17 protein-coding genes are annotated in these 22,350 nt (G+C 59.8%); 15 read left to right on the top strand and 2 right to left on the bottom strand.

Translation table 11 applies throughout. From position 1 onward, the window contains the following. Window positions 1-17: 17 nt before the first annotated feature. The 5 genes from P792_RS0117580 (at window position 18) to P792_RS21240 (ending at window position 7,402) form a co-directional block, all read left to right on the top strand. On the top strand, window positions 18-299 hold the full coding sequence (locus tag P792_RS0117580; protein ID WP_051395777.1) for a hypothetical protein: 282 nt from the start codon (window positions 18-20) through the stop codon (window positions 297-299). Window positions 300-484: 185 nt separating this feature from the next. Continuing rightward, window positions 485-1,765 (top strand): TolC family protein, encoded by a 1,281-nt coding sequence (locus P792_RS21225; RefSeq protein ID WP_152530101.1) that lies wholly within the window; start codon window positions 485-487, stop codon window positions 1,763-1,765. Continuing rightward, window positions 1,762-3,051, top strand: coding sequence for an efflux RND transporter periplasmic adaptor subunit (locus P792_RS21230; RefSeq protein ID WP_023977259.1), 1,290 nt, complete (start codon window positions 1,762-1,764; stop codon window positions 3,049-3,051). Before P792_RS21225 ends, P792_RS21230 begins: the two co-directional genes overlap by 4 nt. Before the next feature lie 2 nt (window positions 3,052-3,053). Next, window positions 3,054-6,206, top strand: a complete 3,153-nt coding sequence (locus tag P792_RS21235; protein WP_023977260.1) for an efflux RND transporter permease subunit — start codon at window positions 3,054-3,056, stop codon at window positions 6,204-6,206. A gap of 143 nt (window positions 6,207-6,349) precedes the next feature. After that, window positions 6,350-7,402 (top strand): NAD(P)-dependent alcohol dehydrogenase, encoded by a 1,053-nt coding sequence (locus P792_RS21240; RefSeq protein WP_023977261.1) that lies wholly within the window; start codon window positions 6,350-6,352, stop codon window positions 7,400-7,402. Window positions 7,403-7,494: 92 nt separating this feature from the next. Here the strand turns inward: P792_RS21240 and P792_RS21245 are convergent, their stop codons facing one another. Beyond that, complete coding sequence (locus P792_RS21245) at window positions 7,495-8,310, bottom strand: DeoR/GlpR family DNA-binding transcription regulator (RefSeq protein WP_051395762.1); 816 nt, start codon at window positions 8,308-8,310, stop codon at window positions 7,495-7,497. Window positions 8,311-8,604: 294 nt separating this feature from the next. On the opposite strand from P792_RS21245, the gene P792_RS21250 reads away from it, so the two are divergent. From P792_RS21250 to P792_RS21290, 10 genes are all read left to right on the top strand, one after another. Next, window positions 8,605-10,326, top strand: a complete 1,722-nt coding sequence (locus tag P792_RS21250) for an FGGY-family carbohydrate kinase (protein WP_023977263.1) — start codon at window positions 8,605-8,607, stop codon at window positions 10,324-10,326. A 73-nt stretch (window positions 10,327-10,399) separates the two neighbouring features. Continuing rightward, on the top strand, window positions 10,400-12,091 hold the full coding sequence (locus P792_RS21255; protein WP_023977264.1) for a glycerol-3-phosphate dehydrogenase/oxidase: 1,692 nt from the start codon (window positions 10,400-10,402) through the stop codon (window positions 12,089-12,091). 29 nt (window positions 12,092-12,120) lie between these two features. Then, window positions 12,121-13,077 carry a hypothetical protein gene (locus tag P792_RS21260; protein WP_023977265.1) on the top strand — a complete coding sequence of 319 codons (957 nt, stop codon included), beginning with the start codon at window positions 12,121-12,123 and terminating at the stop codon, window positions 13,075-13,077. Window positions 13,078-13,266: 189 nt separating this feature from the next. Then, window positions 13,267-14,031, top strand: a complete 765-nt coding sequence (locus P792_RS0117585; RefSeq protein WP_031239858.1) for a triose-phosphate isomerase — start codon at window positions 13,267-13,269, stop codon at window positions 14,029-14,031. Then, window positions 14,028-14,855 carry a DeoR/GlpR family DNA-binding transcription regulator gene (locus P792_RS21265; protein WP_031239859.1) on the top strand — a complete coding sequence of 276 codons (828 nt, stop codon included), beginning with the start codon at window positions 14,028-14,030 and terminating at the stop codon, window positions 14,853-14,855. Before P792_RS0117585 ends, P792_RS21265 begins: the two co-directional genes overlap by 4 nt. Window positions 14,856-14,877: 22 nt before the next feature. Then, window positions 14,878-15,345, top strand: a complete 468-nt coding sequence (locus P792_RS21270) for an RpiB/LacA/LacB family sugar-phosphate isomerase (RefSeq protein WP_023977267.1) — start codon at window positions 14,878-14,880, stop codon at window positions 15,343-15,345. 32 nt (window positions 15,346-15,377) lie between these two features. Further along, the gene (locus tag P792_RS21275) at window positions 15,378-16,304 is read left to right on the top strand and encodes a substrate-binding domain-containing protein (protein WP_031239860.1); all 927 of its coding nucleotides are present in this window, start codon (window positions 15,378-15,380) and stop codon (window positions 16,302-16,304) included. Window positions 16,305-16,321: 17 nt separating this feature from the next. After that, on the top strand, window positions 16,322-17,827 hold the full coding sequence (locus P792_RS21280; RefSeq protein ID WP_023977269.1) for a sugar ABC transporter ATP-binding protein: 1,506 nt from the start codon (window positions 16,322-16,324) through the stop codon (window positions 17,825-17,827). Continuing rightward, window positions 17,817-18,839 carry an ABC transporter permease gene (locus P792_RS21285; RefSeq protein ID WP_023977270.1) on the top strand — a complete coding sequence of 341 codons (1,023 nt, stop codon included), beginning with the start codon at window positions 17,817-17,819 and terminating at the stop codon, window positions 18,837-18,839. Before P792_RS21280 ends, P792_RS21285 begins: the two co-directional genes overlap by 11 nt. Before the next feature lie 61 nt (window positions 18,840-18,900). Next, window positions 18,901-20,622 carry a dihydroxyacetone kinase family protein gene (locus tag P792_RS21290; RefSeq protein WP_023977271.1) on the top strand — a complete coding sequence of 574 codons (1,722 nt, stop codon included), beginning with the start codon at window positions 18,901-18,903 and terminating at the stop codon, window positions 20,620-20,622. A 211-nt stretch (window positions 20,623-20,833) separates the two neighbouring features. Here P792_RS21290 and P792_RS21295 read toward each other — a convergent pair whose 3' ends face one another. After that, window positions 20,834-22,252, bottom strand: a complete 1,419-nt coding sequence (locus tag P792_RS21295) for an amino acid permease (RefSeq protein ID WP_152530102.1) — start codon at window positions 22,250-22,252, stop codon at window positions 20,834-20,836. Between the last annotated feature and the right edge of the window lie 98 nt (window positions 22,253-22,350).

A 22,350-nucleotide genomic window follows, 5' to 3' on the forward strand; every position in this document is an offset into this window, starting at 1 on the left:
GCGCAGGGACGGTGCTCATGCCCGCCCTTGCCACGGCGCAGGATGACGATGACGACAAGAAGAAGCCGGATATGCATCAGCTGGCCCGCTCCTCTGCCTTGCCCAAGGCGGAGGCCGATTTCAGCATGTTCAAATACCGCCCGCCAGGCGACAAGGTCATCGAGCAGGCCGACGCCCACCGTATGCTGTTCAAACGCCCGGACGGCACGCCAGACGGCTATGCCCAGCGCCGAGGCAATGCGATCATCTATTACGATCGCGCCGGCAAGGTTTCGCACGTGCAGCCCATTGACGAGTGAGCGGGGCTGAACCGTTGAGCGGGTAATGAGCTAAAGCCTGTACGGCGTGATGCCTGCCCATGACGGCAACATGATGGTCGGGATTACCTGATCCTTTCCATCATGTTGCCTATTTATTATTTATTTTATCGTTTAGCCAAGTTTTGTCGTGGAGCGATGCTCATATCCGCCTAAGATCACCCATCATGTCAGTGATTCTTCGGCAAAAACGGGCTCTCAGGCGCCGTCAGCTTCCCCTCGGCCCAATGCGGGCCAGATGCTTTCTCGCATCCTCCCTCGTTGCTGTCGCAGCGCTTGCGCCCGGCGCAAGAGCCGAGAGCTTTCACGAGGCCATCCAGCTTGCATGGGACCGTGACCCGGCCAACCAGTCATTTTCCGTCGATGCCACGGCGTCACACGAGAACGCTCGTGCCGCGCAGTCATGGTTTCCGGATGGGCCGATCGTTGCCGGGCAATATCTCGATGACCATTTCATCGGCACCAATCTTGGCTACACGACCTATCAGGGCAGTATCAGCGTTCCCCTCTGGCTCCCCGGTCAGGGTACGGCCACCGTGCGCAACGCGCTGGCCGATGAGGCAGTCGCCAAGGCCCGGATCAAGGTGCAGCATCTTCTCAGCGCTGTGCGTATCCTCGACCTCGCCAGCGCCGCCACATTGCTCGAAAAAAAGATCGGTAATCTGCGCGCGACCAGCGATCTCCTCGAACGCGTGGTGCAGAGCTCCCATCAGGGTCTGCGCGCCGGTGAAATTGCGGCGGCTGATTTTGATGCTGTGGTGGGCGAGAAGGGTGACTTCGATGCGCAGATTGCCCAGTCAGAGCAGGCTCTTGAAAACAATCGCGCCGAGCTTGAGGCCCTCACCGGGACTGACGAGATCCCCGATATCCTGTCGCTCGACGGTCGTATCCTGGGCACGCAGAACCTGACACTCGACCCCACTCGCGACCCGCGTATCGAGATGGCTGCGGCAGTCTCGCGCAGCGCTAAGGCAGCGTATTCGCTGGCGCGCCACTCATACATGCCCAACCCGCAACTTGGCGTACAGGTGGTCAAGCAGGGCCAGTACGGCAGCCCGTGGGACACTCAGGTAGGCGTCCAGTTCTCAATGGCGTTACCGAGCGAGGCACGTAATACGCCAATGGTCATGAAAGAGGTCAAGGCCATGGGTGCGGCCGAACGCGATGCCATACTGGCGCAGCGCAAGGTCAAGACCGAATACCGTCAGACACGCGCCAGCCTCAGTTCAGCGCTGGCCATGCTGCGCAATGCCTCATCGGCGCGGCAGGCACTCGATGCCCGCGCCCATGACCTTGAACATGCGTGGAGCGTCGGTGAAACGCCGGTCATCGAATATCTTCGCGCGCGCCGTGCGGCGCTCGAAGCCGGACAGAGAAACGCCGAAGCCGATGTCATCTGGCACGCCGCAATGATCAGAATGAGCCTGATGGCCGGAAACTACCCATGATAATCAACCCCACGCGCCGCCTGTCTGCGCGTTATCGCTGCGCTCTCCTTGCCCTTACCAGCCTGTCTTTCGCGCTCGTACCCGAGATCGGGCTCGCACAGGCCGGGCCAGTCTCGACGCCTCCCGGCACAGTCAGCGCGCCGGTAGCGCCGAGTGTCCCGAGTGCGGAGCGCGGGCCACAGAGCCCTGCTGATTGGCCGAATGCACCCATTGCGATTTCGCGGGAGGCACTCAGGCAGGAAGGTATTCATACCGCCGTAACGCGTCAGGGGGCTTTGCCACCGCATGTCGACGTGCCTGCCTATATCGATCAGGATGACCGGCGCAGCGCCCGGATTCACCCGGTGGGGCAGGGACGTGTGCAGAGCGTACTGGTGACGCCGGGCGAGATCGTCAAAAAGGGGCAGGTGCTGTTCACCTATGACGATTTCAGTCTGAGCGATGCGCATCAGCGCCTCCTTTCGGCTGAAGCTGCCGTCCAGCAGGCCCGCGCCCTGCGCGACGATGCCCGCCTGTCCTATGATCGGGCACGCGCCCTTCAGGGCGGCGCCATATCGCAGGGTGAGGCCCAGCGTCGCCGGTCGCGCCTGCAGGACGCTGAGGGCACGGTCAAACGCAGCGAGGCCATTGCGCAGAATGAACGCGAAAGGCTGGCCCGGTTCTCCTCATCGTCTGAAAAGACCGAGGGGCTCCATTCATCCGTCATCTCCCCGATCGATGGCATCGTGAACAAGATTGTGGTGGGCGTGGGGGAGGAAGTGTCGGGCCGTGCCGCACCAGCCGTCGAAATTGACGATCTCTCCCGGGTCTGGGTGGTCTCGCAGGTTGGTGAGCAGCAAGCGACGCATCTGAGCCGGGGTGGAAGACAACTGACCTGGCCGGCTCCTGACGCCAAACCCATCGAATCACGCATCGACCTGATTGAGGGCAGTGTGGACCCGATGACCCGCCATGTGCTCGTGCGCAGCCTCGTGGATAACAGTAAAAGGCAGCTCCGGCCCGACATGCTCGTGAAAACACGGCTCTTCTCGACCGAAACCGTGCATGGCATCGTGATCCCGGCCAGCGCCATACAGAAAATTGGCTCGCAGCCCTGCGTGTTTGTCCGTCTGGATGACACGCATTATCAGGCGCGCAAGGTAACGACCGGCCCTGATCTCGATGGGCGGATTGTCGTCACACAGGGACTCAAACCCGGCGAAACTGTCGTGACGGATGGCAGCTTCGTTCTGAAGTCGCAGGCGCTCCTGGCCCCCGAACCCAATCACGGCGAGGGCGGTCAGTAACCATGAAATTCATGCTCGCCCTCCTCAAGGGGCGCGCCGCCATACTCGGTGCGGTCGTCCTTCTCATGATCGCCGGGATCGCGGATCTGCGTTCGCTCTCTGTCGAGCCGGTGCCGGATATCTCGCCCCGGCAGGTGCTCATCTCGGTGCGCGCACCCGGCCTGCCGACAGAGGAGGTCGAGCGTCTGGTGACTTTCCCCATAGAGACCGTCATGTCCGGTATCGTCGGGGTGGATTCCATGCGCTCGGTCTCACGTACCGGCGTTTCCGTACTCTATTTGCAGTTCAATGACGGCACCGACATCTACAGGGCGCGCGAGCTGGTGGCGCAGCGTCTCGATCAGGCCCGCGCTGCCGTGTCTGTACGCAATCTCGCCATCACGATGGGGCCGATGGCCACCGGTATGGGCGAGATCCTGCAGCTCCAGATTCACGGCGAGGGTCGCTCACTGGCCGCGTTGAACCGGATCATGACGTGGAACGTCGTGCCCAAGCTGCGCCTGATCCCCGGTGTGATCGATGTCAACATCAATGGTGGCGCGTCACAGACCTATCAGGTCGCGCTCAACCCCATGGCGCTGCGTCAGTTCCAGGTTTCGGTGTCGGATGTGTTCAACGCGGTGGATCGTGACAACGAGGCCGCCGGGGGCGCGTGGATCGAACATAACGACGAGCAGAACATCATCGTTGGGCGCTCGCTGATCGACAGCCTGCATGAGCTGGGCGAGGTGCAGGTACGCAGCATGCCCAATGGCGGCGTGGTCCATGTGCGCGATGTCGGCACAGTGCGTGAGGGGCGTCTCCCGAGGCTCGGTGGTGTCACGCGCGACGGAGAGGGCGAAATCGTCAATGCCGTGGTCCTGTTGCAGCAGGGGGCCAATGCCAAGGCCACGCTGTCACGCATCAAGGCCGCCCTGCCTCAGATCATCGCCTCACTCCCTGAAGGCGTGACGCTCGAGCCCTATTACAGCCGCGCCACCCTGACAGATGTGACCATTCACACCGTCAAGGAAAACCTTGTCCTTGGCGCAATCCTCGTACTGGTCGTGCTTCTGGTCGTGATCGGTGACTGGCGTGCTTCGCTCGTGATCATTTCGGTCATTCCGTTTTCTCTGGTGGCCGCAATGGTGGGTATGCGTCACCTCGGCATTTCCGCCAATCTGCTGAGCCTTGGGGCCATTGATTTCGGGATGGTGGTCGATAGCGCCCTCGTGATTGTCGAGAGCGTTCTTTCCAGTCAGGCTGGTGACGACGTACCGCTCACACGGCGTATTGCCGAGACGGTGCGCTCGGTGGCGCGACCGGTCATATTCGCCATTCTGATCATCATCATGGTCTATCTGCCGGTGCTCACGCTGGAGGGCGTTGAGGGCCGTATGTTCCGCCCCATGGCGCAGACGGTCATCCTCGCGCTTATTGCGTCGCTGATCTATGCGCTGATCGCCGTGCCTGCTTTTGCGGCGCTGATCATGAAGATCAAGCCTCATCACGCGTCCGCGCACGAAACCCGCAACGAGGCGCATCCTTCTGATACGGAAGCGCTGACAGGGACCGAGCACGATACCTATTTCATCCGCTTTCTGCGCCGCGGTTTCGCCCCGGCCTCGCGCTGGTGCATCGATCATGGGCGTATGGTGGTAGGCATCGCCCTGCTGGTACTGGTGGTTTCGCTTGGCCTGACCACACGGCTTGGCGGCGAATTCATCCCGCAATTGCAGGAAGGTGATCTGATCGTCACCTCGACACGTCTGCCTGGCATCTCGCTCGACGCCTCGCTGCGTGCCATCACCCAGATCGAGAAAACACTCAGGCAATTCCCCGATATCCGGATGCTGGTCAGCAATAGCGGCACCTCCGCCATCCCGACCGATCCTCAGGGCGGCGAGCAGTCTGATACCTATGTTCTGCTCAAGCCGCGCAGCGAGTGGAAAACCGCCACAACACAGGAAGGGCTGATACGCGCCTTCGATGCCGCCTTGCGCAAAAACAACCCCGGCTCGCTCTATTCATGGAGCCAGCCTATCCAGATGCGCATGGATGACCTGCAATCGGGTGTGCGCTCCCAGATTGCCATAGGCATCTATGGTCCGGACATCGATACGCTGATGAAGCTCGCCAGCCAGACGGCCCGTGTGGTGGATTCAGTCAATGGTGCTGCCGATGTCGCCCCGCAGGATGTCGGCACGATCCCGTATCTGCACATCGATGTGGATCGTACCGCCGCAGCGCGGTTGAACGTCGATACGTCTGAAGTGCTCGATGTCGTGGAATCAATCGGCGGCCATGTAGGCCCTCCAGTCTCGCTACAGGATGCGCTGATCCCCACTGAAGTGCGCATCATGGCAGAATCACGTGATGATCTGAATGATATCCGCCTGCTGCCCGTGCTGACCCGCGACGATCACTCGGTAAGGCTCGATCAGGTGGCCGACATCACCTTGCGTGATGGTCCGGCGGCGATCCGGCGCAACCAGGGAGAGCGTCGGATGATGGTACAGGCCAATGTGCGTGGCCGCGACCTCAGCTCCTTCGTTCAGGAAGCCCAGAGCGCGGTCAAAAACCAGATCAAGCTCCCGCCGGGTTACAGGATCGAATGGAGCGGCCAGTTTCGCAATCTGCAAACCGCGGTGGCACGTCTGGAAATTGTCGTGCCGATCACACTGGTCCTGATTTTCTGCCTGCTTATCCTTGCCCTTGGCGATATCTGGCTGGCGGCTCTGGTGTTCGTCAACCTGCCTTTCGCTGCGACCGGCGGCATCATTGCCCTCTGGGTTCGTGGCATGCCATTCAGCATCTCGGCTGGTATCGGGTTCATCGCTCTGTTCGGTGTCGCGACGCTTAATGGCGTGGTGCTGATTTCCTATATCCGTGACAAGCGGCTTGCGGAGTTCGACGCTGTTACCGCAGCCGTCACCTCGGCGCGGGAGCGTTTCCGCCCTGTCATGGCAACAGCCACGGTGGCGTGTCTCGGCTTCTTCCCGATGGCCTTTTCCATGAGCGAGGGCGCCGAGGTGGAGAAGCCGCTGGCGAGTGTGGTGATTGGCGGGCTGATTTCCTGCACCGCTCTGACGCTTCTTGTTCTGCCAACTCTTTATATAAGGCTCTCGGCCTGGCGTGAGCGCCGGACACAGGACAGTTCGGCCCCGGCTGGATAGACAATCTGCGCAGTCGCAGGAAATGAACTCGCGAGCCTGATGAGACGTTAACACCGAAGGCTTATTGGCAGACACCCCAGAGACGGCGATCGTCTTTGGGGTGTTTGACGTTCCTCTGCCCAGGGCCAGGATGGAGAATCTCGATGCTTTCCTGTATCGGTTACGGGGCACAAGGTGCCTCTGAGCGCCTCGCTCCCTTCAAGTTTGATCGTCGCGACACCGGTCCTGACGATGTCCGCATAGACATTCTCTATTGCGGCGTTTGCCATTCCGACATTCATCAGGCCCGTAATGAATGGCACAACACCATCTACCCCTGCGTGCCCGGCCATGAAATTGTTGGTCGCGTCAGCGAGGCTGGCGCGTCTGTCAGCAAGTTCAAAGTTGGCGATCTTGTCGGCGTAGGCTGCATGGTTGATTCATGCCGCGAATGTGCCAGCTGCAAGGAAGGTCTCGAGCAATATTGCGAGGTCGGCTTTGTCGGCACCTATAACGGTGAAGACCGTCAGGGACGTGGTATCACCTTCGGCGGCTACTCCAAGGCCGTAGTGGTCGACCAGGGATTTGTTCTCAAGGTTCCGGAAAATCTCGAACTCGCGGCTGTCGCGCCTCTGCTTTGCGCGGGTATCACAACCTACTCACCGCTTAAGCACTGGAAAGTTGGCCCAGGCCAGCGCGTGGGTATTGTTGGCCTTGGCGGGCTCGGCCACATGGCCGTGAAATTCGCGCGGGCATTTGGTGCCGAGGTGGTTCTTTTCACGACATCGCAAAGCAAGGTCGAGGATGGCCTGCGTCTTGGCGCACATGAAGTCGTGCTCTCCAAGGACCCCGAAGCGATGGCGAAGGAAACGGGTCGCTTCGACTTTATCCTCGATGCAGTGGCGGCCGATCATGACATCAACGCCTATCTCAATCTGCTCAAACGCGAGGGAACGCTCGTCCAGGTGGGCGCTCCCGAAAACCCACTTCCCGTCAGCGTATTCAGCCTGATCATGAAGCGCCGCAACTTTGCCGGCTCGCTGATCGGCGGCATTGCCGAGACACAGGAAATGCTGGATTTCTGCGGCGAGCATGGCATCACCTCGGATATCGAGATGATCGCGATGGATGAGATCGAAAACGCCTATTCGCGCATGCTCAAATCGGATGTAAAGTACCGCTTCGTCATCGATATGGCGACGCTCGAAAACGCCTGATTGTGGTAAGGGCCCGGGCAGGAGACGCTACCCGCCCGGCTTCATCACTGGTTCAAGCTGGAACGACCAGACACGCTGCCTGACGAGGCGCTTCAGCAGATCTCGACGGGAATACCGGCGGCTTCAAGATCTGACAGCGTGTCGGATCTGATCTGACTATCCGTCAGGATACGGTCGAATTCCTGAAGCGATGTAAGGCGATGCAGACCGCCCTGCCTGAATTTGGTGCTGTCGACCAGAAGCACGCACTGATCGGCAATATCCATCAGGGCACGCTTGACCTTCACGACATCCTGATCGTTCTGAAAGGCCGTGTCACCCGAGATCACGGAGGTAGACATGAACATGATATTGCCGCGCAGTGAGCGCGCTGCCTGCTCGCAAACCAGCCCGAAAAACGCATTACGTGAATTGCTGTAATCACCTCCCAGACAGATGATCTTGATGCCGGGGAAAGGGGCCAAGGCCTGAACGACCCCGACCGCATTGGTAATGACGGTCAGCGGTGCCCGGGCAGGCAGCAGGGGCAACATCTCGGCAACAGTGGTCGAATCATCAAGAATAATGACCTGACCGGGCTCAATCATCGACACGGCACGCTGGATGATCGCCTTTTTCAGATTGGCAGCGCGATGCTGACGATAGGCAACGTTTTTCTCGGTCCGGGCACGGTTCTTGAGTGTGATGCCGCCATGAATCTTGTCAATCAGCCCCTGACTCGCCAGCGCATGGGCATCACGATGAATGGTCATACGGCTGACATCGAAATGCTCTGCCAGAAACTCTATGCTCGCATTACCCTGCTCGAACAGCAGATCGAGAATCTGCTGCTGACGTGATTTCAGGTTCTGGCGCTTGATCCCGGAAAAACCGTCGAGCGCGGCTGCTGGCTTGGGGTCATCACTCATCTTGAAGAACTGCCTTTGACAGATTTTGCTTTGCTCCGATGGACCAAGCAGACCAATCGATAGATAACAAAAATATCACAAATATCTCATGCCAGCAAGAGAGGGCTGTGCCTTTGCGCGTGGCTTCCTCAATTAGGGCAACAACTTGTCATCGCGCTCAACAGGCAGTGATCGGCTGCGCAATGACACAAATTGTATCATATATCGCACTGAATTGTGATTATCGAAACATTTAAGGACGGTTTAAGTCATGTAGTCAGATCACCACCCCTCTTGCCAGAACGGAGCCTGGTCATGAGCACAGGATATCTGATCGGGATCGATTGCGGTTCGTCGAGCGCCAAATCTGTGATTTTCGCAACAGATGGCAGGATCGTCGGTCTCGGACAGGCGCGCGTCGCGCAGATCACCGATACGCCGCGCCATGTCGAGCGTGATATGCCTGCAACCTGGCGCATTGTCGCTTCTACCATACGTGACGCGCTGGCCGATGCCGGGCTGACGGGCACCGATATCGCGGGCGTAGGGGTCACGGCGCATGGTGACGGGCTCTTCCTGCTCGACCGTGACAGGCAGCCGCTCGGTCACGGCATCATGTCGCTTGATAGCCGCGCCTACGGTATTCATGACGGGTGGAAGCGCGAAGGGCTGCTCGATCGCCTGATGCCGGTGGCCGGGCAGCGCCCCTATCCGTACTCCGCTACCACATTGCTTTCCTGGATCAAGCGCCATGAACCCGAGCGTTTTGCCTCGATTGGAACGGTGTTTTTTGCAAAGGACTGGTTGCGTTACTGCCTGACCGGAGAGATTGCCACCGATCTCACGGAGGCCAGCACGGCCTTTACTGATCTGCACAGCCAGACTTACAGCCCTGATATCCTCTCTGCGCTCGGTCTGTCGGAAATCTCCGCCGCCCTGCCGCCCATGCTCGATTCATGCGCCTTGGCAGGCACGGTAAGCGCAGAGGCCGCGGCCCTGACAGGCCTTGCTGAAGGCACGCCCGTTTCTGCTGGCCTGCATGATGTAATCGCGGCCGCTGTCGGGCTGGGTCAGGTTCGCCCTGGTGATATGACCGTCACGGCAGGAACATTCTCCATCAACGAGGTCCTGCGTGACCGCCCGGTGATCGGGACCGAATGGGCCTGCCGCGCCGGCTACCGCAAGGGCTTGTGGAACTGCATGGCGATTTCGCCTGCTTCGGCCAGCAATCTGGAATGGATGGCACGTTACGTGGCACCTGACGACCCCGAGGCTGCTGCGAGGCTCATTGAGGCGACTATCGCCAAATTTGCGACAGGCCGCACCGAGCGTCAGATACCGCTCTACCATCCCTACCTGTTTGGCTCCCCCTTCGAGACGCCCGCCACTGCCTCCTTCCTTGGCGTCCAGTCCTGGCACGACAGGGCCGATCTCTTCCGCGCGATGATCGAGGGCACGATATTCAACCACCGCCATCACGTGGAGGATCTGCTGCAAACAGGAGCCGTGCGTCAGATCGGTATTTCGGGAGGAGGCAGCCGCCGCCCCGAAATTGGGCAGCTCTTTGCCGATATCCTGGGCCGCCATGTCATGACGTCTCCCGTGAGAGAAGCCGGCGCCCTCGGCGCGGCCCTGACAGCTGCCGTCGCCTGTGGTCTCGCTCCTTCACTGGAAGGGGCAGTGGACGCGCTGCATATGCAGCCGCGTCATTTCGAGCCCGATGCCGCGCTCGCGCGATACTATGACGCCGTTTATGGCCGCTATCTGGCCATAGCCCGCGTGCTCGAGCCCTTCTGGCCATCCCTGCACAGCGATCAGGGCGATGATTATCCGAAGGCCGAGCCCCAGCACGAAAAGCTGCCTGAAAATCTGGCCGCTGAAGCCATGCCCTCACTAGCAATGCCCGGGAGTGGAAAGGTTGCGCCTCCGCCCTCGGAGGCCGCAACAGCCCCGACCATCACACAGACCATGACCGCGGCAATCGCCACGACTCAAGCGCCTGCCGTCCCGATCGGTTCGATCCCTTTGCAACACTGAGACGCCCGATCACAAACGCCCGCCTTCACTCAACCATGAAAATGCTCAAGACAATACTGGACCCGGACACCCCATGACCCATTCTGCCGAACATCTCGACTCAGCCCATTTCGATGTGACGATCATCGGTGCTGGCATCAACGGGGTCGGCCTCTTTCGTGAACTGGCCCTTCAGGGCGTGAATGTCCTGCTCATCGAACGCGAGGATATCTGTGCGGGAGCCTCTGCGTCTCCTTCGCGCCTCATTCATGGTGGAATCAAATATCTCGAGACAGGGGAATTCCGTCTCGTGGCACAGTCCACGCTCGAGAGAAACCTGCTGCTTCGCAATGCCCCGCATCTAGTAACGGCGTTACCAACGGTGATCCCGATCCACTCATGGTTCGGCGGCATTGTCCCTTCCGTCAAAAGGTTTTTCCACCTCAAGAGCAAACTTGCGGATCGTGGGGTCCTGATTACCGAGATCGGTATGCAGATCTACGATTTCCTTGGGCGACGAGCCAGGGTGATGCCCCGCCATTCGCTCACGCTTGGCAGGAAAGTCCGGCAGAACTGGCCACACATGACCCGCAAGATCATCGCGACCGGGCGCTATTACGATGCGGCTATCTCCCAGCCCGAGCGGCTCGGGTTTGAATGTGTGGAAGACGCGCTCAAACTGAATCTCGGCTGCGCCATCAAGACCTATAGCGAGGTTGAGGCATTCAGTGAGGGCACCCTGACCTTGCGTGACCGCCTGACCGGCAGCAAGGAGCAGGTACGAACCGACCTCATCGTAAATGCTGGCGGCGCGTGGATCGACAGCGTCAATGCCGCGCTGGGGCTGACGACACGCTATATCGGTGGCACCAAGGGGTCCCACCTTGTCATCCGTCACGAGGGCCTGCTGCGCGAGCTCAACGGGCAAATGGTCTATTTCGGCACGGCCGACGGGCGTATCTGCCTGGCTTATCCCTTCCTCGGGCACGTTCTGGTCGGATCGACTGACATCCCTGTGAAAGATCCCGATACGGCGCAGTGCTCGCAGGACGAGCAAGCCTACATGCTGCGCATGCTGTCCGAACTATTCCCCGGTTTCGCCATCGGTGAGAGCGATGTGATCTATCGCTATTGCGGGGTCAGACCGCTCCCGGCCAGCGATGCTGATGATCCTGGTGCAATCAGCCGCGATCACATCATTCACACGGATTACGCAGGCATTACCCCTGTTCTGTCGCTCGTTGGCGGGAAATGGACGACTTTTCGAGGGTTGGCGGAAGAAGTGGCCGACAAGACGCTCTGCATGCTGCACAAAAAGAGAGTGTGCTCTTCGCGTCAACGTCCAATCGGAGGGGGAACGAATTATCCGTCCCCGCGCAAAAAATCTGCCTATCTGCGCCAGCTCGCCAGCAGACATGGCCTAACCGAGGCCCGTGCAGCGCTGCTGTTCGAGCGCTATGGCACCATAGCCGAACGGGTGGCGGAATATTGTGCGCGAAGGCCCGATGCGCCGCTCGCGAGCCTTCCCGAATACACACGCAACGAAATTCTCTATGTGGCAAACGAAGAACTCGTGCGCGGCGTCAACGATATTATTTACCGACGCACGCCAATTGCCCTGCGCGGTGCGCTCAATCGAGCTGTCATCGACGAGATATGCGCACTCATCGCCACCTCACTCGGCTGGTCGGAGGCTGAACGCAGCACCCAGGCTGAAACATGCTGGCATATTGCGCGCGAACAGCATGGGGTGACCGATAACAACGCCGTCGCACAGGCTGCTTGAGGGAGAATGCGCGGCTTGAGAGGACATTCATGAACCGGTTCCGCCAAAAGCTTGCCCGTATGAGCGCCCAATGTGACACACGCGACGACTTTATTTTGGTGGATGCACGAGACGCGGATATGGCCGGCGGCATGTCGGCCTTCTGCCGCCCCGGTCAGGGGATGATGACCAAGGCCGAGTTTCTGGCGGACATCCAGAATGTCGTGTCGCATGACCTGGTGGACATGGTTCTGGTGTCGGTTTCAACCCATGAGGATCTTCTGGCGTCGCACGTCACAACGCTGCGCGACATACAGCTTGCCGTGCGTGCCAATGATAGTTCGGATCTTTGGCGCATCCGCGCCGGCACCTATGAAAGTCAGAAATCGCTGCCCTTCAGAACCGCCACGCTCGATCAGGCGCTCTGCCATTTCGGCCTGTATTCGCTGACCTTCAATGGCGAGGCCAGCCACGATGTCATGGTTCTGGACCAGTTCCGGGCTTTTCGTAGGGAAGCACGCGAAACGGGTTTCGAGTATTTTCTGGAGGTCTTTAATCCCAACCAGACGGATATCGATCCCGGCGATTTCGGCGATTTCCTCAACGATATGATCACACGCTGTCTGGCAGGAATGCGTCGCGATGAAATGCCGCATCTGCTGAAAATTCCGTTCAACACGACGGAGAGCCTGTCGTCCCTATGCCGCTTCGACCCACGTATTGTGATTGGCATCATGGGGGGCGGAAGCGGCACCACACGCGACTGCCTGGAGTTGCTCGGACAGGCGCAGCAGGCAGGGGCAAGGGCCGCACTTTTCGGTCGCAAGATCCTGCATGCCGAAGACCCGGTATTGATGCTTGGCATGATGAGAAGCGTGACCGATGGTGTTCTAACGCCTGCTCAGGCCGTGGAATTCTACCATCAGGGTCTCGCGGAACAGGGGATGACACCGCGTCTTTGTGTCCGTGACGATTGTGAGATCACAGAATCACGGCTTTCAACATAACATCAGGCATAAATCGTCAAACCGCTGAAACAATACAATATACTCTCTAAATCTGCCTTTTCGGCCAACCCGTTCATATCAATGTGAACGATCATAGTGATATTTTCTCTATAAATATGTTAGAGCCTCCCATAGAGTAACATCAAGACGTTACGAACCGGCCGTCGCGCTGTGCAGAAAGAGGAAGCAATGCCCCAAAAGTCGCTCTGGGTCGGAACAAGCTGGAAGATGAACAAGGGGCCAGGGGCTGCCCGCGACGCGGCCGCCCGGATTGCCGACATGGTGGTGCCTGACACGATTACCCCTTTCGTCATTCCCCCGTTCACCTCACTCGAAACCGTCGCTGCCCGTCTTGAAAACACGGCCTGGCATGTCGGTGCGCAGAACATGCACTGGGAGGAAGAGGGCGCCTGGACGGGTGAAATCTCCCCTCGCATGGTACGCGAGTGTGGGGCAGACCTGATTGAGCTTGGCCATTCCGAACGACGGGAGCATTTCGGCGAGACCGACATCACGGTCAACCTGAAGGTGCGCGCTGCCATCCGTCACGGCCTGCGGCCGCTCATCTGCATCGGCGACAGCGCCGAGGAATATGATTTCAACGTGACGCACGAGACTTTGGCACGTCAGGCCAAGATGGCGCTACACGGTCTCACATCGAATGAAATCACTACGGTGCTTCTTGCCTATGAGCCAGTCTGGGCAATCGGCGCGAAGGGCAGGGCGGCCGAGCCGGAATTTGTCGATATTGCCCATAAGCGCCTGCGCCATGTGTTGATCGAACTCGTCGGAGAAAAGCAGGCGCGACGTGTGCCCCTTCTCTATGGCGGGAGTGTCTCGCTCGACAACGCCGCCCGTTACACGGCACTGAGCGATGTGGATGGTGTCTTCATCGGTCGTTCGGCCTGGGATCCCTCGGGGCTTGAGGCCATCATCAGGTCTGTTGCGTCATGAGCGGCGCGACCGGGGTCGAGAGCAAGGCCGTCTCGGCCAGACGACGCGAGATTCTGGACTACGTGCTCGAAAACGGTGGCGCGCAGATCGAGGAACTGGTGGATCGTTTCTCGACCAGCCGCATGACCATCCATCGCGACCTCCATGCCCTGTCCGAGCAGGGGCTGGTGCGCAAGGTGCATGGCGGTGTGACCATGCTGGCCAGCGGCGTAATGGAAACGAGCGTCGTCCATCGCATGCGCCGTGCCTCGCGCGAGAAACAGGCCATTGCCCGCCTCGCAGCAGGATTTATCAAGGCTGGCGATATCATCGCACTCGATGATTCCACCACTTCGCGCATCCTGTCTGAAAACCTGCCCTCAGGCATGCCGCTCACTGTGCTGACAAACAGCATGGGAATTGCAACGCAGATTGCAGGTGCACGCGATATCAGCCTGATATCGCTGGGCGGCAAATATCACCCCCGCTTCGATGCCTTTCTCGGCATCCTGTGCGAGCAGGGGACCAAATCACTCAGGGCCAATACACTCTTCATGTCCGTCTCTGCCGTGCGCGATCTCGGCGCGTTCCATCAGGAGCAGGAGATCGTCAAGTGCAAGATGGCCCTCATGGAAATTGTCGATCGTCGCATCCTGATGATCGACAGCCAGAAATTCGATGTTACCGCATTGAACCGTCTGGCCAGCCTTTCTGACTTTGATGTCGTGATCACCGATTCAGGTGTGTCCGAAAGCCAGAAGAGCCGAATGCTTGATGCTGGCATCAACCTGCATGTCGCCCATCTGGATGACGCAGCGCCCACCTCGCATTCTCCATCCCCCTGAAACACGATCAAGGAAAACGATCATGAAAATTGCAGTTGGTGGCGACAGCGCCGGTGAAGGTCTGGCCCAGCAGATCGTGGCCCATCTCAAGGCCAAAGGTGTCGATGCGGTCGATCTCTCGCGCCCCGTCGATGCGAAGAGCGAACTCTATTCCGAACTGAGCGAGCGCGTGGGTCACGCCATTCTCTCAGGCGAATATGAGCGCGGCATCCTGTGCTGCGGCACCGGTATCGGGGTTGCGATTTCGGCCAACAAGATCCCTGGTATCCGCGCAGCTCAGGCTCATGATGCGTATTCGGCCGAGCGCGCCGCCCTGTCGAATAATGCCCACATCATCACATTGGGCTCACGCGTCGTCGGGGCCGAACTGGCCAAGACGATTGTCGATTCCTTCCTGGCGAAAGAATTCGACCCGGCAAGCGCTTCCAAGAAGAATGTCGATGGCATCGACGCTCTTGATAAGAAGTATTCGCCAAACGCCTGCAAGTAATGGATTAACACGACCACATAAGGTCTGATTTCATGAAAAAAGTCCTGCTCGCTACCGCATCCCTCCTTCTCGCTCCGTTGGCCGCTCATGCGGCCCCGGAGAACGGGCCGATGCGTTTCGTCATGATACCGAAAGCCGTGCATCCCTGGTTCGACAAGGCCAATAATGGTGCCCAATCGGCTGCCCAACTGCTCAGCAAGGCAACCGGGCGCACCATCACGGTGGAATATCGTGCACCGCAAACGGCCGATGTCTCGACCCAGAACGACATCATCGAAAGGGCCATTGCGACACATCCCGATGGTCTGATCCTCGATCTTCTCGATGAGAAGGGCAATCGCTCGACCATGCAGGAAGCGGTTGACGAAAAGATCCCGATGACGGTGTTCGACTCCCTCCCTCCCGAAGGCATGGATATCACGGCAGTCGGGGCGGATTTCTGCGAGCAGGGCACTCTGGCAGCCGAGCGGCTTGCCAAGCTGATCGATCACAAGGGCGAGGTCGCCATCATGATGGGTGTACCAACCGCCCCCAATCATGCATTGCGCGCCCGTTGTGAACTCAAGGTGTTTGCCAAATATCCCGATATCAAGGTTGTTGCCACAGGCATCGACAATGACAGCATCGAGACGGCTCAAAAGCAGGCTTCGGCCATCATGCAGGCCCACCCCAATCTTGGCGGCTGGGTCGCCTGTGATGCGGCCGGCCCCGTGGGTATCGGCCAGGCCATTCGCGAGAGCGACAAGGTGGGCAAGGTCAAGGAAGTCGGGCTCGATAACCTGAGTGACATGCTCCAGCTCATCAAGGATGGCGTGGTGGATTCCTCCGCATCGAGCCGCCCTGAAATGCAGGGCTACTGGGCCGTAATCGCTGCCTGGCAGAAGGCGATGGGCCAGCAGACGCCCAAGAACATCGATACGGGCATCGACATCATCACCAAAGCGACTCTCTCCAAGTAAGCGATGGGAGCAGGGCCATGGTCCTTCTCAAGGCAACAGGCATACGAAAGACCTATCCGGGTGTCGTAGCGCTTGACCATATCGACCTGACCCTGGAACCCGGCAAGGTGCATATCTTTGCCGGGGAAAACGGGGCGGGCAAATCCACCCTCATCAAGACTCTTTCCGGCCTGGTCAGACCCGATGAAGGGACATTGGTGATTGACGATGCCGATACCCTTCGCGACCACAGGCTTTTCCGGCGGGTGGCCTATGTTCCCCAGGAACTCAATCTCTTCCCCTACCTGACCGTTGCGGAAAACATGTTCATGCCGTTCGCCCGCTCGGGCTTCGGCACAGTCACCGTTTCCGAAAAGGCCATGGAGGCCAAGGCCGCCCAGTATATCGCGCGTTTTGGCATTCATGCGCGCCCCGATCAGAAGGTCGCCGAAATCAGCGTGCCCGATCAGCAGCTCTTGCAGATTGCCCGCGCGGCCACACAGGAAGATTTCGGGGTCATGATCCTCGATGAGCCGACCTCATCGCTGACAGCCCGTGAGACAGAACAGCTTTTCCGTATCGTCTGTGATCTGCGCGACCGGGGCGTGGCCATCGTGTTCGTCTCGCACAAGATGGAGGAAATCTTCTCGCTGGGCGATACGGTCACCGTGCTGCGCAATGGTCGCAGTGTTGGCAGCTTCCCGATGGAGGGCATGACCGAAAACGAACTGATCCGCCTGATGTCGGGCAGTACGGTCAAACTGGACGAACAGTTCCAGTCCAATCCGGCCTCTCGCACGGGCGAGACGATCCTCAAGGTGGATAATCTGTGCGGGCCCGGGTTCGAAGATATCTCCTTTGAATTGAAAAGGGGCGAAATCCTCGGCTTCGCGGGTCTGGTTGGCGCGGGCCGTTCCGAGATCATGCAAGCCATGTTCGGTTTCCGCAAAGTCCGGAGCGGGCAGGTGACGCTGGATGGAAAGGTCATCGCCCCCAACAGGTCCGATAAAGCCGTCAAGGCAGGGATGATCTACCTCTCCGAAGAGCGTAAGCATCACGGTATCTTCCCGATGCTCAGTGTGCGCGAAAATATCGCGCTCGCCGTCACCGATGACATCTCCACAGGCGGGCTGATCTCCCCCAGGCGGGAGAAAGAGATCGTCCGTGAGATCATCCAGCGTTTCGATGTCCGCACCTCGTCGGCGGCGAAGAAGATCATGTTTCTTTCAGGCGGTAACCAGCAGAAAGCGATCATCGGCCGTGCCATGGCACGCAAGCCTCGCCTGCTCATATTCGATGAGCCGACGAAGGGCATCGATATCGGCACCAAGTTCCAGATCTACCGTATCATGCAACGCCTTGCGGAAGAGGGCGTCGGGATCATTCTCGTCTCGTCCGAAATGAACGAATTGCAGCGTTGCGCCACGCGCATCATCACCCTCTATTCCGGCCGTATCAACGGTTCCTTCGAGCACGACAAGACGGATGTCAGCACGCTGGTCGCCTCGATCATCGGCTCACCGGAGACCAGACATGTCGCATGAACCCTCAACGCTTCCTCAGGCCGACAGCACGGCGGTCGTGGCGGCCCCCGGCGCGGGCGCCCGCATCAAGGCTCTGGCGGCCAACCCGCTCTGCGGTGTGATCGTGGCGCTGATAGTCATCTTTGTCCTGTCCTGCTCGCTGTCATCGCACTTCCTGACCGCGTTCAACATGAAGATCATCGCGCGCTCGCTGGCTTTCGTGGGGCTCGTCACGATCGGTCAGGCCATATTGATGATCCTCGGTGAGCTCGATCTTTCCGTCGGTGCCATAGGCGGCCTCGCCGGGGTGGCGGGTGGCCTGCTCATGGTTCAGGCAGGCCTCAACCCGTGGCTTTCCCTAATTCTCTGCCTCGCGCTCGGCACGGGGTGCGGGCTGCTCAATGGCCTGCTCATCACAAGGCTGCGCCTGCACTCGCTGGTGCTGACCATCGGCATGGCCGGTGTCTATGGGGGCGCCAATCTGGTGCTCACCAAGGGCGTCGCCATTACCGGGATCCCGAGTGATATTGCTTTCCTTGGCCGTGGCATGATGTTCGGTCTGCCCGTGCCCTTCGTGATCCTGCTTGTCTGCCTTGCGATCGTTTCCTTTGTCATGATCCGCACCCCGCTGGGGCGCTATGTCTATGCCATTGGCAGCAATAATGCCGCTGCACGGATGCTTGGCATCAGGGTGGACGCCATTCGCGTCTGCGCTTTCGCAACGGCAGGCTTCCTTTCCGCACTGGCAGGTATCGTGATGGTCGCCCGCCTCGGAACAGCCCAGCCTTCCATCGGCGATACATGGGTGCTTGCCCCCATCGCAGCGGCCGTCATCGGCGGTGTCGCCACGACAGGCGGCCTTGGCAGCCCATTCGGCGCCGTGCTGGGTGCGGTCATCATCGGTATTATCGAGAACGTTATCGTGCTGTTCGGCATCTCGCCCTACTGGCAATCGATCGTCAGCGGCGGGATCGTCGTTGCCGCCATTTCCTTCGACTCAATCGCAAGACGCTATTTCAACCGCGAGGCCTGACATGGGGGCCCCTGCAGGGGCCCCCAGTGCCTTCATTGCGGACCCTATCGAGGATATTTTCATGACCAAGATCTGTGGTGACGCCGAAAATTTCGCGACATCGGCCCTGCGTGGCTTTGCCAGCCTCTATCGCGACATCGTCCAGCCGCTCCGTGGCGGCGTGCTGCGCAGTCAGCCCGGCGCCAAGGGCAAGGTGGCTCTGGTGGTCGGCGGCGGGTCCGGGCATTTCCCGGCATTCAACGGCTATGTCGGCACCGGCTTTGCCGATGCTGCTGTAGCGGGCGACGTCTTTGCTTCGCCCTCTACCCAGGCCATTTTGCGCATCGCCCGGCAGGCCAATCTGGGTGGCGGCGTTATCCTCGGTTACGGCAATTACGCCGGCGATGTGCTGAATTTCAGCATCGCCGCTGAGCGCCTTCGCGCCGAGGGGATCGATACCCGGATGATCGCCACGACAGACGACATTGCGAGCGCCCCCGCCGAGGAGGCCAGCAGACGTCGTGGCACGGCAGGCGATGTGCCTGTTTTCAAGATCACGGGGGCTGCGGCCGAAGCGGGTCTCACCCTCGACGAGGTCGAGGCGGTGGGCCAGCGCGCCAATCAGCGCACACGTTCTTTCGGTGTTGCCTTCGACGGGTGCACCCTGCCCGGTGAAACCGAGAAGCTGTTCCACGTTCCAAATGGTCGGGTTGCGCTCGGCCTTGGCGTTCACGGAGAGCAGGGCATTGATGAGCAGGATCTCATGCGCCCCGAAGCACTGGCTGCCATCCTGTGCGAGCGTCTTCTGAAGGAAGCGCCCCCCAAGGCGGGATCGCGCATCACGGCGCTCCTGAATGGCTTGGGCGGGACGAAATATGAAGAGCTTTTCGTGCTCTGGGAAGCGATCATCCCCTATCTCGAAAATGCCGGATATACCCTGGTCGCGCCCATCGCCGGGGAATACATCACCAGCCTCGATATGGCCGGATGCTCACTGACCATTACATGGCTCGATGAAGAGCTCGAGCGTTTCTGGTGTGCCCCGGTGGATAGCGCGGCATTTCGCCGCAACGCGGTGACCCGCGTGCAGGACCATGCCCTGTCGGTGCTGACAGATGCCCCGGCCGTTTACATGAAATCCCTTACCAATGCCGGACGCGATGGCGGTCGCTGTGTGGCCTCCATCATGGTCAAGCTCTCACACGCCCTGACAGAGGCCGAGGCCGAGCTTGGGCAGATCGACGCCCATGCGGGCGATGGCGACCACGGACAAGGAATGGCCCGTGGGGCGGCTGCTTCGGCCAAGGCCGCACTGGCCGCTGTTGAGGCCGCGGCGGGCCCTGCGACAGTGCTCGCAGCGGCAGCAGATGCCTGGGCGGATCGTGCAGGCGGCACATCGGGCGCCTTGTGGGGGGCAGGGTTGTTCGCCTTCAGCACAGCCTTCGATGACTCTGCCGTGCCCGATGCCCAGAGCCTTTCAACCGGCCTGCGGCGCGCAATGGAAAAGATTACAGCCCTTGGCAAGGCGAAGCCGGGTGACAAGACCCTTATGGATGCACTGGTCCCCCTCGTGGAACGCTTCGAGCAGGGTCTGCGCCAGGGAGAAAATGTCTCGAAAGCTTGGAACGAAGCCGCCAAGGCATCAACCACCGCAGCCGAGGCAACAAAAGACCTCCTCCCGCGATTGGGTCGCGCACGCACCCATGGCGAGCGCAGCAAGGGCTATCCTGACGCCGGCGCGATTTCCATGGCGCTCAGCGCCCGTGTCGTGGGTGAGGCGCTTGCCTCGCTCTCTGTGAAGTAACATCGCAAGGTGAAACACGGTGGCTCACAAGGCCCCCGCCTGTACGATTAACTGAAGCAAGCTGGAAAGGGGGGGCTCTCATGCCCCCCTTATTCACGTTCTGTGCCCAACTTATCCACAAGCTTGCCCACGAACGCATCCACCAAATCTGTGGGTAACGTGATAAGCGGCGGAAGAACGCCCCTTCGACGGATACCCGGCGCGTCACGCCTTAGGGGGAAGAGGATCCTTCTGTGGCAAAACGGGAGTTGTGCCGGGAGTAGAACCAGTAGGTCGCAAATCCAAGCCCAGCATAAGCGATCAGCAATAGGGCCGGGACCGGATTGCCGTGCATCAGGGCGCGGGCCATGTCGGCAAAAAGCGGAGCAATCATCACGAGGCAGAACAGGATACCCAGTGTCGGGGTGACGCCAATCCACCATCCCCTGATGGTGACGCCCCCCAGCGGAACACTGAAGCTTCTTGGCATATCGGGGTGCTTGTTGCGCTGCCAGATAACCGTGAAGCACACAATACCGAAGGCGGCTGCCGTCCCGATGCTGACAAGATCGCTGATCACGTCAATCGGCAATGTCGCCGTGGCAAGAGCTACCAGAATACCCAGCAGGATCGTCCCGGTCCAAGGCGTATGGTAGCGCTTGTGCACATACGCAAAGATCGGGGGGAGCAGCCCGTCACGGCTCATGGCGAAGAAGATGCGTGTCTGCCCGTAGAGCAGTCCCAGCAATACCGAGCAAAGCCCGATCGTGGCGCCGAGATTGACGAACAGGGCGAGCCAGGGCCGATGCATGGCGCGCACGGCAATTGCGAGCGGGTCGGCCACATTAAGCTGCTGATAGGGCACAATACCGATCAGGATGGACGCCACACACACGTAAACGATCGTGCAGATCACAAGGCTGCCGATAATCCCGATCGGAACATCCCGGCGTGGGTTGCGCGCCTCGGCTGATGCTGTCGAGACAGCCTCAAACCCGACATAGGCAAAGAAGATGATCGAAGCCGCACGAAACATGCCGGGGATGCCGTACTGGAACCCGCCGCGATATTCAGGAATGAACGGGTGCCAATAGGAGGGATGCAACGCAAAAAGACCGCATACGACAAACAGGAAAAGCACCCCGACCTTGATGAATACGATCACCGTGTTGACGCGTGCTGATTCCTGTACGCCGCGCACGAGACAGGCCGTCACCACCGCAATGGCCAGCGTTGCGACAAGGTCGAACCGCCAGCCCGAGGTGATGGCCATACCTCCGCTTCCCGGCACGGTCTGGAACGTCGCCTGACTGAGTGCTGCCGGGACATGCATGTTGAAGCTTGAAAGCAGGCTCGTGGCGTAACCCGACAGGCCGGACGCAACAGCGGCACAGGAGATGCCGTATTCAAGCAGCAGCAGCCACCCGACCGTCCAGGCCGCTTTCTCACCCATCGACACATAGGCGTAGGAGTAGGCCGATCCCGACACAGGCAGGCTGGAGGACAGTTCGCCGTAGGAGAAGGCCGTAAAGAGACAGGCCAGCGCCGCAATGATGAACGAGACAAGAATGGACGGCCCCGCATACTCGGCGGCAGCGGTGCCGGTCATGACATAGATGCCGGCGCCGATTGTGGAGCCGACACCGAGCATCACAAGCTGCGTGGCCGTCAGCGAGCGCTTGAGCCCATTGGTTTCGTAATCAGCCGTGACCTGTTCGAGCGTCTTGCGTCGGCTTGCGGAGTTCGATG

It is taken from the genome of Asaia sp. SF2.1, assembly GCF_000505765.1.
Taxonomy (GTDB): Bacteria; Pseudomonadota; Alphaproteobacteria; order Acetobacterales; family Acetobacteraceae; genus Asaia; species Asaia bogorensis.

What these genes read in the sequence shown, in the direction of transcription:
- P792_RS21225 (WP_152530101.1), top strand. Translation starts at nt 485, where the DNA reads ATGTCAGTGATTCTTCGGCAAAAACGGGCTCTCAGGCGCCGTCAGCTT.
- P792_RS21280 (WP_023977269.1), top strand. Translation starts at nt 16,322, where the DNA reads ATGGTCCTTCTCAAGGCAACAGGCATACGAAAGACCTATCCGGGTGTC.
- P792_RS21295 (WP_152530102.1), bottom strand. Translation starts at nt 22,252, where the DNA reads ATGCTCGGTGTCGGCTCCACAATCGGCGCCGGCATCTATGTCATGACC.
- P792_RS0117585 (WP_031239858.1), top strand. Translation starts at nt 13,267, where the DNA reads ATGCCCCAAAAGTCGCTCTGGGTCGGAACAAGCTGGAAGATGAACAAG.
- P792_RS21240 (WP_023977261.1), top strand. Translation starts at nt 6,350, where the DNA reads ATGCTTTCCTGTATCGGTTACGGGGCACAAGGTGCCTCTGAGCGCCTC.
- P792_RS21255 (WP_023977264.1), top strand. Translation starts at nt 10,400, where the DNA reads ATGACCCATTCTGCCGAACATCTCGACTCAGCCCATTTCGATGTGACG.
- P792_RS0117580 (WP_051395777.1), top strand. Translation starts at nt 18, where the DNA reads ATGCCCGCCCTTGCCACGGCGCAGGATGACGATGACGACAAGAAGAAG.
- P792_RS21230 (WP_023977259.1), top strand. Translation starts at nt 1,762, where the DNA reads ATGATAATCAACCCCACGCGCCGCCTGTCTGCGCGTTATCGCTGCGCT.
- P792_RS21270 (WP_023977267.1), top strand. Translation starts at nt 14,878, where the DNA reads ATGAAAATTGCAGTTGGTGGCGACAGCGCCGGTGAAGGTCTGGCCCAG.
- P792_RS21290 (WP_023977271.1), top strand. Translation starts at nt 18,901, where the DNA reads ATGACCAAGATCTGTGGTGACGCCGAAAATTTCGCGACATCGGCCCTG.
- P792_RS21260 (WP_023977265.1), top strand. Translation starts at nt 12,121, where the DNA reads ATGAACCGGTTCCGCCAAAAGCTTGCCCGTATGAGCGCCCAATGTGAC.
- P792_RS21275 (WP_031239860.1), top strand. Translation starts at nt 15,378, where the DNA reads ATGAAAAAAGTCCTGCTCGCTACCGCATCCCTCCTTCTCGCTCCGTTG.
- P792_RS21250 (WP_023977263.1), top strand. Translation starts at nt 8,605, where the DNA reads ATGAGCACAGGATATCTGATCGGGATCGATTGCGGTTCGTCGAGCGCC.
- P792_RS21285 (WP_023977270.1), top strand. Translation starts at nt 17,817, where the DNA reads ATGTCGCATGAACCCTCAACGCTTCCTCAGGCCGACAGCACGGCGGTC.
- P792_RS21245 (WP_051395762.1), bottom strand. Translation starts at nt 8,310, where the DNA reads ATGAGTGATGACCCCAAGCCAGCAGCCGCGCTCGACGGTTTTTCCGGG.
- P792_RS21265 (WP_031239859.1), top strand. Translation starts at nt 14,028, where the DNA reads ATGAGCGGCGCGACCGGGGTCGAGAGCAAGGCCGTCTCGGCCAGACGA.
- P792_RS21235 (WP_023977260.1), top strand. Translation starts at nt 3,054, where the DNA reads ATGAAATTCATGCTCGCCCTCCTCAAGGGGCGCGCCGCCATACTCGGT.